At 42.3% G+C, this 12969-nt stretch carries 13 protein-coding genes, 1 pseudogene and 1 riboswitch; of the genes and pseudogenes, 9 read left to right on the top strand and 5 right to left on the bottom strand.

Annotated elements, in window-relative coordinates; translation table 11 throughout:
- The first annotated feature begins 10 nt into the window (after positions 1-10).
- The gene (locus J2T20_RS09250) at positions 11-949 is read left to right on the top strand and encodes an alpha/beta hydrolase (protein WP_307587673.1); all 939 of its coding nucleotides are present in this window, start codon (positions 11-13) and stop codon (positions 947-949) included.
- A gap of 247 nt (positions 950-1196) precedes the next feature.
- Here the strand turns inward: J2T20_RS09250 and J2T20_RS09245 are convergent, their stop codons facing one another.
- From J2T20_RS09245 to J2T20_RS09230, 4 genes are read right to left on the bottom strand one after another with little or no spacing between them, the layout of a single operon-like run.
- Complete coding sequence (locus J2T20_RS09245; RefSeq protein WP_307587672.1) at positions 1197-1925, bottom strand: hypothetical protein; 729 nt, start codon at positions 1923-1925, stop codon at positions 1197-1199.
- A gap of 15 nt (positions 1926-1940) precedes the next feature.
- Positions 1941-3146: an MFS transporter gene (locus J2T20_RS09240; RefSeq protein ID WP_307587671.1), complete on the bottom strand. Its 1206-nt coding sequence runs from the start codon at positions 3144-3146 to the stop codon at positions 1941-1943.
- A 14-nt stretch (positions 3147-3160) separates the two neighbouring features.
- Positions 3161-3469 carry a carboxymuconolactone decarboxylase family protein gene (locus J2T20_RS09235; protein WP_307587669.1) on the bottom strand — a complete coding sequence of 103 codons (309 nt, stop codon included), beginning with the start codon at positions 3467-3469 and terminating at the stop codon, positions 3161-3163.
- Positions 3470-3508: 39 nt separating this feature from the next.
- Complete coding sequence (locus tag J2T20_RS09230; RefSeq protein WP_307587667.1) at positions 3509-3742, bottom strand: tautomerase family protein; 234 nt, start codon at positions 3740-3742, stop codon at positions 3509-3511.
- A gap of 162 nt (positions 3743-3904) precedes the next feature.
- Here J2T20_RS09230 and J2T20_RS09225 point away from each other — a divergent pair, with 162 nt between their 5' ends.
- The 3 genes and pseudogenes from J2T20_RS09225 to J2T20_RS09215 all read left to right on the top strand — a co-directional run bounded on the left by J2T20_RS09225 (position 3905) and on the right by J2T20_RS09215 (position 7795).
- Positions 3905-4228, top strand: coding sequence for a MerR family transcriptional regulator (locus tag J2T20_RS09225; RefSeq protein WP_307587665.1), 324 nt, complete (start codon positions 3905-3907; stop codon positions 4226-4228).
- Positions 4229-5162: 934 nt separating this feature from the next.
- Positions 5163-6199 (top strand): annotated as a pseudogene (locus tag J2T20_RS09220) (IS630 family transposase).
- Positions 6200-7243: 1044 nt separating this feature from the next.
- A complete protein-coding gene (locus tag J2T20_RS09215) occupies positions 7244-7795 on the top strand; it encodes a glutathione peroxidase (RefSeq protein ID WP_307587663.1) in 552 nt (183 codons plus the stop codon).
- A gap of 173 nt (positions 7796-7968) precedes the next feature.
- Here the strand turns inward: J2T20_RS09215 and J2T20_RS09210 are convergent, their stop codons facing one another.
- Positions 7969-8868: a LysR family transcriptional regulator gene (locus J2T20_RS09210; protein WP_307587662.1), complete on the bottom strand. Its 900-nt coding sequence runs from the start codon at positions 8866-8868 to the stop codon at positions 7969-7971.
- 112 nt (positions 8869-8980) lie between these two features.
- On the opposite strand from J2T20_RS09210, the gene J2T20_RS09205 reads away from it, so the two are divergent.
- The 5 genes from J2T20_RS09205 to J2T20_RS09185 all read left to right on the top strand — a co-directional run bounded on the left by J2T20_RS09205 (position 8981) and on the right by J2T20_RS09185 (position 12945).
- Positions 8981-9385: a tautomerase family protein gene (locus J2T20_RS09205; RefSeq protein ID WP_307587660.1), complete on the top strand. Its 405-nt coding sequence runs from the start codon at positions 8981-8983 to the stop codon at positions 9383-9385.
- Between the two features lie 3 nt (positions 9386-9388).
- Entirely contained in the window at positions 9389-9724 is a 336-nt protein-coding gene (locus tag J2T20_RS09200; RefSeq protein WP_307587657.1) for a carboxymuconolactone decarboxylase family protein, read from the top strand.
- Positions 9725-9979: 255 nt separating this feature from the next.
- A complete protein-coding gene (locus J2T20_RS09195) occupies positions 9980-10978 on the top strand; it encodes a hypothetical protein (RefSeq protein WP_307587655.1) in 999 nt (332 codons plus the stop codon).
- Entirely contained in the window at positions 10956-11279 is a 324-nt protein-coding gene (locus tag J2T20_RS09190; RefSeq protein ID WP_307587653.1) for a hypothetical protein, read from the top strand. The genes J2T20_RS09195 and J2T20_RS09190 overlap by 23 nt, the downstream gene beginning before the upstream one ends.
- 81 nt (positions 11280-11360) lie before the next feature.
- A riboswitch (glycine riboswitch) is annotated at positions 11361-11439 on the top strand.
- 141 nt (positions 11440-11580) lie between these two features.
- Positions 11581-12945: an amino acid permease gene (locus J2T20_RS09185; protein WP_307587650.1), complete on the top strand. Its 1365-nt coding sequence runs from the start codon at positions 11581-11583 to the stop codon at positions 12943-12945.
- Positions 12946-12969: the final 24 nt, after the last annotated feature.

The raw sequence follows: 12969 nt of genomic DNA, 5'->3' as shown, positions 1-12969 counted from the left end.
AGTGATTCGAATGGATTTTGAAAGTCGGGTATTGCCAGAATTAAGGTCGGTATTAGCACAATTTCCTGGTTTTCAACTGGAGGGAAATTTAGAATTGAGCAGAAGCTATTTGTCGAGTCCTCCCATTGAGAAGTCGGAGCACGTACGCACGACAAGCCGGATGATTCCGAGCGTAGCAGGCGAGATGTTGGTCAAAATCTACGAACCTGCCCAGCGAACTGGCGCTAAGCTTCCGGCCATGCTGTGGATTCACGGGGGAGGCTATGTGATGGGGCATCCTGATATGGACGACGCTTTGTGCGAACGCTTCGTGCAGGCGGTTAAATGCGTCGTCGTATCGGTCGATTATCGACTTGCTCCCGAGCACCCCTACCCAGCTGCCATCGATGACTGTTATGCCGGCTTGACGTGGATGACGGACGAAGCTGAGCTGCTGGGCATCGACTTGGATCGGATCGCGATTGCCGGTGCAAGTGGGGGCGGCGGTCTGACCGCAGCGCTCGCTTTAATGGCTCGCGACAAAGGCGGGCCAGCCCTCATCTTCCAAATGCCGCTGTATCCGATGATCGACGACCGCAATATTACGGCGTCAAGTCTTGAAATTACGGCCGATAACGCAACCTGGAACCGGAAGAACAATTTGGCGGCCTGGAACATGTACTGGGGTGATCGTACCGAAGACGGCGAGGTGTCCCCACATGCGGTACCGTCGAGAGCGGAAAGCTTGGCGGGGCTGCCACCGGCCTATACGTGCGTAGGACAGCTCGATCTGTTCCGAGATGAGACGATCGAATATGTGGCGCGCCTTGCGCAAGCGGGTGTAGACGTTGAATTTCATCTGTATCCCGGCACATTCCACAGCTTTGAAGTGATGGTTCCACAAGCGGAAGTAAGCCAGCGCGCCAGCAAAAGTTATGTGGATGCGATTGCAAGAGCGCTTAATCCTTAAACAATTAAAGGGGCTGTCTCAAAGGTCTGAAACGATTCAATTCGAGTTGATGATCGCAAAGTCCCAGGCACGATTTAGCATTAACCAGAAAGTATTTTAGCTTACCAGAAGAACTGCACGTACATGGAAGACGGAAACGGAATTGCGGGAACAATTCATAAATTTATAAAATCAGTATTTATTATAAAACACATGAGTAAAGCCGCCAAATTAACATTTTGGCGGCCCGCTTCTAAAAGGTCATTGTTTAATTGTTTTTCAACCAACTATCGTGTAACCATTTCTCAGTAACTCGACCATTTACCCATTTAATTCCTTGTTCGAAGGTAATAACTTTTCCGTTTGCCCCAACGATTACCCACGCATAATCATCATTTTCTTTCAAGTAACATTTGTATTTGATTCCCGAAATTGTTACATTTTTTTGCTTTGCACCGTTTTTAATGGTGATTGTTTCAACGTGTTGGTCAATCCATAAATTATCCAATTTTTCATATAGACCAGGCTCAACCTTGTCCAAAATATCTTTTGAAATTTCTTTCGTATCTTCTTTCGTTGGAAGTTCACCTTCCGATAAACTTTTATCCATCCAAGTAAAGCCAAGGAGTTTATAACTGTTCTTTGTTACTACAAATGAAAAATGTTCACCACCTAAATCATTATTTTCGCCCGAATCTTTTTCATATCTGAAAACCCAAACGTCATCGGCGTTTTGCTTTTGGCTTTGAACATTTTTTAAAGTATATCCTTCTGGAACAGTTAGTAGTTGCAATGCCTTTTTCAAGGCTTCGCTATAGGCCTCTTCTTTTACAGCTTTGTTTGTTTGAACGATATTACTTGCTTGGACAACCTTATTCACTTGAACCACCCCATTGGTATTATTTGGTTTCATCTTTGCCCCATTTGCATAGACCACACTAACGGACGCCAGGCAAAAAACAAAAGCAATCAGTAAGAAAAAATTACGTTTTTTCATTTTTACCTCCAAGAATTACTTTGAATTGGCATTGGCTTTTACAAGAAAAGAAGCCAACATACCGATGCCTAAAATAGAAGCTAATACCTCAAATGTGATGGTGTAACTCCCAAATTTCATCAGGTTTATTGCCACGATCGGTCCGAGAGTAGCTCCGATAAACAAAATGAAGGTATACAGGGTAACACCTATCCCTCTTGCCTCTCCTGCCAAGCTTCCGATTAACGAGATGAGGGTAGGTACTGAAACAGCAATACCTGTAACAAAAACAATACTCATACAAATCAGAATCGGAAGATTGGAGCTGATTCCAACCATGGCAAGACCCGCTGTTGCAAAAAGTAATCCTCCTTGTAAAACACGCTTAGCTCCAAATCTTTTTGCTAACCACCCTGCAAATGGAGAAACTAACATCCCGATGATCCCTGCGGCTCGTACCATTAAAATTTGACTGTTGTTCAGGTCAAAGTGAGACTGACTTAAATAATTTCCAAGAGTAGCGTACATCCCCACAAAGGAAAGGAGAAGAGTTACGGTAACGAGATAGCAAAAAAATAGTGATTTTTTCGAAAATACATTCCCAATCTGTTGGAATGTAGTCCAAATATTCACTTGCGTATGTTGCACATCTCCTCTTGGAACCAACCCTCCCAATAAGATAGCTGACAATAAGTAGATCCCTCCAAGAATGTAAAATACATATGACCAGCCAAAGTTTTCACTAATGATACTGCTGAAAACTTGCCCGATAATGCCTGCCATTAAAAAGCCCGTACTTACAAAACCTATTGTTGTCACTCTTTTCTCAATCGGGTACATTTCCACAATATAAGTAAGGACAGCAGGACCAAACGTTGCGGCGGCAGCACCCTGAATAGCTCGTAATACAATGAGCCAAGGAAGGCTATGAACAAACCCCAAAATAGGCGATACAAGGAACAGTGCTACCAATCCATAAAGCATGATTTGTTTTCTCCCGTACTTTTCTGACAAAGATCCAATGAATAGAAAGCCAATCGCATAGGTAAGTGAGAAAGAACTATTTACCCAAGAGGCTTGTGATGGTGTTACATTAAACGCATTTGCAAAAACGGAAACCATAGGAATAGTAATGTATAAACTCGATACAACAACTAAACCGCACCATGCAAGTATTGTCGTTACCAAAGAATATTTGTACGCTTCTGTTCTTTCACTAATTCTTCCTGCGAGTTGTTCCACTTTAAGAAACCTCCTTATTTCCCATTCAATTCATCAAGCACATCAGGCAAAACAGAAAGGAAATTACAAAGACCACCCGCTGGAATGCTCATCATCATTGCTTCTAAAACTTCATTTTCCGTAGCACCCACATGAATTTCCTTTGAAATATGCACTCGAATTGCAGGTGAATAACGTAAAGCTGTAAGAACCCCCAAATACACTAACTGTTTTGTTTTTTCGTCTAAAGCGGTCGAACTAACCGATTGATACATTTCATTAAATGCGATATAAGCTTTGGGGAAATTGTGTTTAAATGTTTCAAAAGCTGGATTTTGGGACAAGCGAATCCCTCCTGAAATATTGACTATTGAATTTTCAAGCTATTCAATCCGTTGTGAAGCTTCTGTAACACGGCTTTTTTTCATAAAATCGGGGTCAGTGGCGATAGCACCTGCTTGCCCCCAATTTGTCAATGATGTTTCCCGAAGTACGACCAGAACCTTATCAGGGGGTAAATTAAACAGGTTTACTGTAACATTGGTTAATTCCTTAATCCATTGCTTTTTTTGTTCCTCATTGAAACCTTCCCAGCAGTCAACATTGATAATTGGCATAAAAAACATCTCCTTTAAAGAATTGTTTAGGGTATTTGCAACCTCACAACGTATATTGTAACAAAACTACAATCGATGTCAATACATATCAATTGATTGTAACATTGAACCAACTATAGTAGAATACTTTCAAAGAGAAATATTCGGTGAAGGTGATCTCATATGAATTCAAATGAAGAATTAAAAAATATCTTATTGGATTTTGATTTATTGAGTAAATTGGTTGTAGGGATAGGTGAAGTGTCTGAAATCACTGGTGTTCCAACAAGACAAATACGATACTGGGAAGAAAAAGGAATTATTATTTCCTCTAAAGAAACTGAAGGAACAACACGGAAATATGATTATTTGAACGTGAAAAAAATACTTTTGATAAAGGAACAATTGGATGATGGGTATACTTTAGATGCTGCGGCTAAGAAAGTGGAAGAAAGAATGAAGAACGTTAATGAAGCGTTTATGAAATTAGCACAACGCTCAAAGTAACAAAGAAGAAAAAGTGCATGGTGAACAAAAAGACAGATCCATTAAAATGTGGATCTGTCTTTTGTATGTGTCTGTGTTTAAGACCTTAGTTCACGAGACTCAGAATATTCGTCACATTATTTTAATAAATTTCCCCCTACTTTCGAGTGGGAAGTGACTCAATGTGTGATGCATGGAGCCTTTTTTTAATTTTTCTCGCCTAATGAGTTATATCGCCAACTTACGAATCTATAATGCAAAAAGCGGGAAAAGGGGCTTCGCACCTTCGGGAGGATTCTAGGCTCGCCTTTTTCCTGCGGCACTCCCTGCAAAACGGAGCCGAATTTGCTCGCCCCTTGGGAAAGCCTGTTGACCATCTGAAGATGGTCAAGCGCCTCAGTCGAGCCGCAAATTCATTTTGCTCGTTCCCCATGAACGAGCGTTTCTACGAAACGCAAAACCTAGTTGTTCATCTAACGATGATCATTCAACACCCATCTGAAGCTGCAAACGATAATCTAAAAAACAAGGAGGTGACTACCATAGCAAGACGAAGCAAACCATTAATCACTCAATTTTTCAACCGAGATCGAGTTGCTTTTACGGCACTGTCAAGAGTTGGACATGCTAGCCATTTTCATCTGCGAGACTGTGGACTTGCTGATGCCCGGATCAAGAACTTAGTAAGGGATGGTTATGTCGAAAAAGTAGCTTATACGCAAGGGAAAGAAGTGCTAGACTGCTATAAATTGACTAAGAAGGGTAGAGAATTATCCCAATAATCTAATTTATTAATTCAATTATAAAAATATTGTATTTACAGGGCTCTTCTATTTTCTATAAAAAAGTTTAGACTATATAAGTTGAACTAAAGATTAGAAAACTAGGGTAAGGAATTTCATATCTGCATGTCGAATAAGTAATCAACGACAAATGAGACAGGTAGGGAATTGAAATGGAACAGACAGCAGAATTAAAGGAAATCAAACAGGCGATGAAAAAAGCAAAAGATCGCCGAATGTACGAACGCTATCAGGCGTTATAGTTACATCTTCAAGGAACGCAGGTAGAATCGATTGTTCATACCTTAAACCGAAGTGCCAAAACCGTGAAAGGGTACATTAAAGCATACGAAACAAGTAGTCTTTCCGGTCTACAAATGAATCATTCACCCGGTGCACCTTCCGCTTAACGAAAGATCAGCAGGAAAAGCTGAAGCATACCCTTATAAGCTCAGTTCCTCATGAGGTAGGTTTTACCGCTCGACACAATTGGACGCTCGAGATTATCGCAACCTTTATTGAGTGAGAATTTGGCCAGACGTATTTTTCGTGGCATCTCAAAAATGATGCATCGTCAAGGGTTAAGCTATACCAAACCCACATATACCTTAGCCGCAGCGGATGAAGAAAAGCAACGCTTGTTTGCAGAGAACACCTTTCCGGCTTTAAAAAAAGATTGATGAATAATGAAGTCGACCATCTGCTATTTGAGGATGAGTCGATGATCCGTGATTACCAAGCCATTCAAAAAACATGGTTTCTTCGCGGCAAGCAGCGAATTATCCCAACCACAGGCAAGCATCGTGGAGTCAAGTTGCTGGCCACTGTGGACTATTCCACGGGCAAGGTGGTTTGGCAGGGAGATGAGCAATATACAGCGGTGACCTTTTTGAGTTTTCTTCAAAAAGTGGTTGCTCACTATCCAACAGGCCAAATCGCCATCGTGTTAGATAACGCTCGCATTCATCATGCCAAGTTATTACTGCCGTTTTTGGAAGAGATGAACGGGCGACTGGAATTGGTTTTTCTGCCTCCCTACAGCCCACAACTCAACCTTGTCGAAGGTCTATGGAAATGGTTAAAGTCGGATGTCATTAACAATGTGTTCTATCACACGGTCGCTGAAATCCGCAACAATGTTCAACAGTTTATGGACGAGATCATGAAATCTCCTCTGTCGATCATCGATCGCCTTTGTGTAAGGTTTTAGTTGGGCAATTTAATAGTTCAACTTATATAGAAAAATAAATATTATTTGGTCAAACGAATACTTTACTATTATTCCTAGTATTGGACCACTAAATGAGGGACATGTATTAATTGTTCCTAATAGGCATTTCATTTCACTTTCTTGAAAATAAAGAAATAACGTCTTTAATGAAAATCAATACCCCAAAGCATAAATGTTTATTTAGGTAACTTGAAAATGTGTAAGGTAAACTCTGAGGAAATTTATAACAACCAAAATATTGAAAATGGCTATTTAACAGTTGAAGATTTAACTGGACAAACATGGTTTAACAATAAAGATTTTTACGAATCACAGGTCTTAAGAAAATACTATTCCCAAAAAATATTCATCAAACTACAAAAATACTTCAGTTTGATATACCTAATTAACATAATCAAAACGATGAGACATTCTAACTGGACAATTATCTTATTATACCGACTAATTTTCTTCATATAAATGATTGCCTGTTCGGGTGCCCTTAAATTTCGCTCTATAAATGTTACGGTGAACCATATCATAAGTAGGGCGAAATCTTCCGCTTCAGGTGTAAAAGTGCTGAAAGAAGAGACTCGAGGTACTTTGTTACGTAATTATTTCTAAGGTAATGAGAAGGATCCGAGATAAAATGATATGTAAAATGTTTAATTTACACGAAGCCAGCAATTCTCTACAAAAAAATGCGCACCCACGCTGTAAGTGTTGGGTTACGCATTTTGTTCTTCTAAGGATCTGCAATTGTCTATACATGTGCTTCGTCTATAATCGTTTGTTTACTTCACGTTGTGGGCAATCCAGGATTGAATTGACTCTCCCAATGGCTTGAAAAGTGCTGGGTCAAACTTTAGTTCGATGCCTTTGACTTTTCACACATTCTGTATCCTTTTTATGATTGGTGATGTAGTGTTATTTCTATATTGGTTTTACCTATAAAAACTATTGTCATTATATATTAGACCAATAGAAGTCAATGACCCTATTATATATTTATAATAATAATGTAATTGGTGGAGGAATGATAAGATGTCTATTTATGATCTTCAGGTGAACTCCATTAACGGTAAACTCGTTGAATTGTCAATTTATCGTGGAAAAGTTCTCCTTATTGTCAACACGGCCAGTAGATGCAGCTATTCTCGCCAATTCGCTGATCTCCAAAAGCTTTACGAAAGTTACCATGAGCAGGGGTTTGAAATTCTCGGTTTTCCTTGTAACCAGTTCAACGAGAAAGAGCCAGGGAGCAACTCGGAAGTTAAGGATTATTGTGAAAGCAACTTTGGAGTGACATTTCCGTTATTTGAGAAGATGGAGGTTAGGGGACAGTCTGCACATCCTTTGTTTCAATATCTTACGCAGCAGGCCCCGTTTCAAGGTTTCGATATTCAGACCTCAGGCGGTAAGTGGATGCAGGATTTCTTGCAGGAAAAGTATCCGGACATATACGCTGGTGATGGGATCAAGTGGAATTTTTCGAAGTTTTTGATCGACCGGAACGGCTATGTATACGATAGATACGAGACTACGACGGAACCATTTGATATAGAGTCGGTTATTAAATCGCTGCTTTTAAAGTAGCGAATCCGTTAGGCGGTTAAACTTACGGATAACGTTGGTTAAGTTACTACTATGTTCGGCGAAGAAAAGGCCATCCCGCAAAGGATGGCCTTAAAACTTGCCGTTACAGACAGCATGGTGAACCCTATCATAAGTAGGGCGAAATTTTTGTCTTCGAATGCTCCTGTGTACCTTCACCGTGAACTTCGCAATCCTGCTCTTTCGATCTCCTCTTTGATGATTTGCATGAGCAATTGCTTGGAGGATGCAGGCGGATAGTCGCGCCCACGAGGCTGTAAGAGGCCGACCGGTATGAAAGGCTCATCCCATTTCACGTCGATTCTTTCGACCTCTGGAATTAACGGGGTGGAACCTAGCACAACGCCGACGGCGAGCGTTTGTTTGGCGAAATAAGGGATGGAGGAGATTTGGCTTACCGTATTCAGAAGAGGAGGCATCGTCTCGTATCTAGATAGATGCTTGGCTAACTGCAAATAGTATAGGCACGTGCGTCCCCCTGCTATGACGGGATAGTCTAGAATCTCCTTGAAGGAGACACTGCTTGCTCCGCTTAACGGATGGTTGTGGTCCGTTACAAAGACGATTCTTTCTTGATAAAGAGGCTCGAAATAAAAAGCCGTCGGATCGGACGGCTCGCCGCAGATCGCGAAATCGAGCTCGTCATGGAGTATGGCTTGGGACAAGGAGTCGGTGTTCCCCAACACGATCTGGCAAGCCATTTTCGGCTTGTTCTTTTGAAATCTGTGCAAGGAATCAGGAAGTATGGTTTCTATCAGCGATTCAATCACACCCACACGCAGGCTGCCGATCTCGTCTTGCTGCAGTGCCCTGGCCAGCTCGGTTACGTCGTTCCAATGTCGAATCAGCTTATCAACTTCCGCTGCGAATAATCGTCCGGCATTCGTTAATTCCGCTTCCCACCCTCTCTTGAAGAGCTGTATTCCCAACTCCTTTTCCAGCCGTTGAATTTGATTCGTTATCGTCGATTGCGCATAATTCAATTTCTCGGCTGCCCGTGAGAAGGTTCCCTCTTGAAGTATCGTTTGAAAAGCGGTCAGTTCTTTTAAGTCCATTCTATCGGCCACCTTAATCGAAAATATTGATGAAGTTCATTATTTTATTCCATTATATAAATGAAGTGACGCGATGTACAATAAAGAAAACTCAAGCAAGGGATGATAGAACATGCCGTTTATTAGAGTTAGCTACTTGGAGCCACAATATGAAGCTGACCAGTTGGAACGAATCAGCCAGACCATCATGAGCGCATTGATCCAGCATTTCAATGTACCTGACGACGATCTATTCCAGGTATTCCATGCTCATAAACCAGGCGAATTCTATTACAGTAAGAATTACTTGGACGTCAAACGAAGTGACGGATTGCTGTTCATTCAAATCACGCTCAAGTCAGGAAGAACGACCGAACAGAAGACAAGCTTCTACGATACGTTAGCCGAACAGTTATCGAGAGCGCTTCCGATGAGGAAAGAAGACGTGTTCATTGTGCTCGTCGATACGGAACTTGAGGATTGGTCGTTCGGTAACGGAGTTGCCCAAATGCTGCAACGATCGGTTAGGGGGGATTGACAAATGGCACATCGGAAAATCGTGTCCAATGCGCAGAAATCGTTCGGGGAGTTCGCTCCGGCATTCGTCGGATACTCGGAAGACGTGTTATACGGAGATTTGTGGAGAAGGGAGCAATTATCTCTACGGGAGCGCAGTCTGATAACAGTTGTGGCGTTGGTGGCAGGAGGAATGACCGAGCAGCTTCCCTATCACTTGCGATTAGCCGTTGATAACGGATTGAAGAAAGATGAGCTGGTTGAGGCTATCACGCATCTGGCCTTTTATGCCGGATGGCCTCGCGCGGCTTCGGCTCTCCAGGTAGCAAAGAATGTGTTTATAGAGCAGGCAGAGCTATAAACATAATGAGGAATGGTACTTGTTCCAAATTGGACCTTAACTGCTTGCGGTCTCGGGAACCGCAAGCGGTTATTTGTGGTTACACGCGAAGACCGTCGCAAAGAATCGAAACGACGCGGTCCGGAAAAGTTCCGCTGTCCCCGGTTATGGTTTCGAATTATATTTTCAGTTGGGATTATTCTCCGCTCCCGCCCTTCCATTACCTAGGTTTCCGCCGTATGTTAAATCAAGGATAAATGAAGAGGGTCTTGCCAAGTGGGAGATATTATACCAAAGGGTTCCAGCTTTATATACAGGAGCACAGTGGGGCGCAGAAAACGACCAAAGACAATGGAGAATTGTGAGATTGGACCTTTAACACCTGTCAAACGCCGTAATAAAGCATTTCGAATTCGTTTGCAAACAGCGATTTTCCAAAAAAATCGGCGGCTACCAGACCATCCGTGTAACGGAGATGAAAAAAGATATCGGAACAAGATTGCCAACTTCTCCAAAGGATTGCCGCACAATGAACTCGGAGAGGTACATCTGATTGCTTACAGGTCTTATATCCATGCCTTAAAAATGGGCGAGCCGGAAGATTTTGAAGATATTCCTCTTGGCGGTGTCCTTAAGCTTGTCGATCCCCAAGCCGCATATGCCTACGAACTGGCAGGATCCGATAGTCACCGTTTGGCTATCTCTGCGGCACCTGCATTCAGCAGCAGCGAGATAGCTGGCGAAATGGTCGAGCTGTACTGGAGGGTGCTGACGCGCGATGTTCCTTTTGAGGATTACGATTCCAATCCGCTAACGATTACAGCCGCGTCCGAGCTTTCGAGTCTTTCGAACTTCCGCGGGCCGAAAGTGAATGGGAGAGTAGCAACCGGAACCTTATTCCGTGACGATATCCCCTACGGGGGAACGCCAACTGTCCAACGTAACCGCATAACGGTGGCCGGCGATGATTATTTAACTTCGTATCAGGAGTGGTTGGATATCCAGAATGGATTAGCGCCACGAACTACAAACGTATATGATCCCATCCTTCGCTATATTCGAAATGGCCGCGATTTGGCCGCATGGGTCCATCATGATTATTCTTTTCAAAGCGGTTTGGGTGCCTGTCTGATTCTTCTTAATTTTGGTGCTGAAGCGCTGGACCCGGCTAACCCTTATTTGAAATCAGTCACTCAAGCCGGTTTCGGTACTTTCGGGGCACCCGATGCTTTTTACAATAATCGAGAGAAATGTGACCCTGGAGAAACTTGTTAGCTTTAAACAACAATTCGCCATTGAAACGGTTGAATTAAATCATTTAGTTAAAATCGTTTTCCCAGTATGGGATGATAAAACCATCGATAAATTTTTTCAGATGCAGTCGAACTATTTAATCGGATTATTTCCGTATACATCACCGACACCGATCCAAAAAGAAGCGATGGAGCAATTGGGGATTGATTATAAATCTCTTGATTTTAAGTGCATTACTCGTATAGAAGCATCTATTTCCAAAAAGAAGTGGTATGGGGAAAAGAGACATATGTCACTGCCCCAATACTCACATCGCAAGTAATATGTTAAAATACAAAAGGCAACACCGCTTCATCAACTTTATAATTCGCAAGCTATGATTGCTATGGATCACACTATAGCAGGAGCAGCTTCTGGAGAGACTGCGGAAACCGCGGCGCCGAAGGGTTCACAATCTCAGGCAAAAGGACAGAAGAGTACTGAATATTTATTTGTCATGCTGATCGTTATTAGCAGGGTAAGTACTATTTAATATTCTTATGAACTGAGAGATTGGATGACATCCAATCTCTTTTTTTTATGGGCATTAACGTTTTGCATTCAGAAGGGGGAACTGGGTAATAATGGCACAGAAAGAATTAAAAAGAGAGCTGGCAAATCGGCATGTTCAACTCATCGCCATCGGCGGCACTATCGGTACGGGATTATTCCTAGGATCCGGTAGAGCGATCCAACAGGCAGGACCATCCATCATGATTACGTATTTGATCGTGGGTATCGCCGTGTTTTTTGTAATGAGAGCGCTGGGAGAACTCCTGTTGTCTAATGCGGGTTATCAATCTTTTACGGATATTGCTGAAGACTATCTTGGACCTCGCGCCGCATTCATAACCGGTTGGACGTATTGGTTTTGTTGGATCATGACAGCTATGGCTGATGTTATTGCGGTCGGCGTATATGTACAGTATTGGTTTGATATTCCGCAGTGGGTACCTGCCGTCGTCTGCTTAATCATTTTATTAGGATTCAATCTATTAGATGTAAAAAATTTCGGGGAACTTGAATTTTGGTTTGCTTTAATCAAGGTGATCACGATTCTCGCATTAATTGGCACTGGGGTCGTGTTGCTGGTTATGGGATTAAAGACGGATGCGGGAACGGTGACGGTCAAAAACCTTTGGGAGCATGGGGGTGTTTTTCCGAACGGAATTACAGGCTTTTTACTTTCCTTCCAAATGGTTGTATTCGCATACGTCGGTGTGGAGTTAGTGGGTGTATCGGCAGCGGAAACAGCGAATCCTGAAAAAAGTATTCCATCGGCTATTAATAAAATTCCTCTAAGGATTCTATTTTTCTACGTTGGTGCGCTTTTTGTTCTGCTATGCATTAACCCATGGACGGAGCTCAATCCGTCAGAGAGTCCTTTTGTGAAGACATTTAGTTTAGTGGGGATTCCGATCGCCGCAGGGATTATTAATTTTGTCGTATTAACTTCCGCCGCTTCCGCTTGTAACAGCGGGATGTTCTCCACAAGCCGGATTCTATATAGCTTAAGCAAGAAAGATCAGGCGTCACCTCATTTTGCCAAACTGAACAAAAATCATGTACCAGGGAACTCCTTATTCATTTCTACACTTGTCATTTCCGTGGGAGCTCTCTTGAGTAAAATCATTCCGGGGCAGGCTTTTGGCATAGTGACCACCATTAGTGCAATTTGTTTTATCTGGGTTTGGGGTGTCGTTCTCGTATGCCACATCAAGTATAAGAAGACCCGGCCGGAATTACAGGCTAAATCGAAATTCAAAGCCCCTTTTACGCCATTTATTAACGTTGTTGTCTTAACGTTGTTTGGCGGAATTCTCATCATTATGCTGTTCGCTAAAGATACACGTCCGGCTTTATTGTTTACACCGCTATGGTTTATTCTATTATTTGTGCTTTATTCAATAGGGAGTAAAAAGGTGAAAGACGAGAAAAAAGCAGCATGAAAAATGGCGGCACAGGGATGAAAT

The organism is Paenibacillus wynnii, assembly GCF_030812855.1.
Taxonomy (GTDB): Bacteria; Bacillota; Bacilli; order Paenibacillales; family Paenibacillaceae; genus Paenibacillus_AQ; species Paenibacillus_AQ wynnii_A.
The sequence above is the reverse complement of the archived record's forward strand: the minus strand, read 5'-3'. Positions and strand labels throughout refer to the sequence as shown.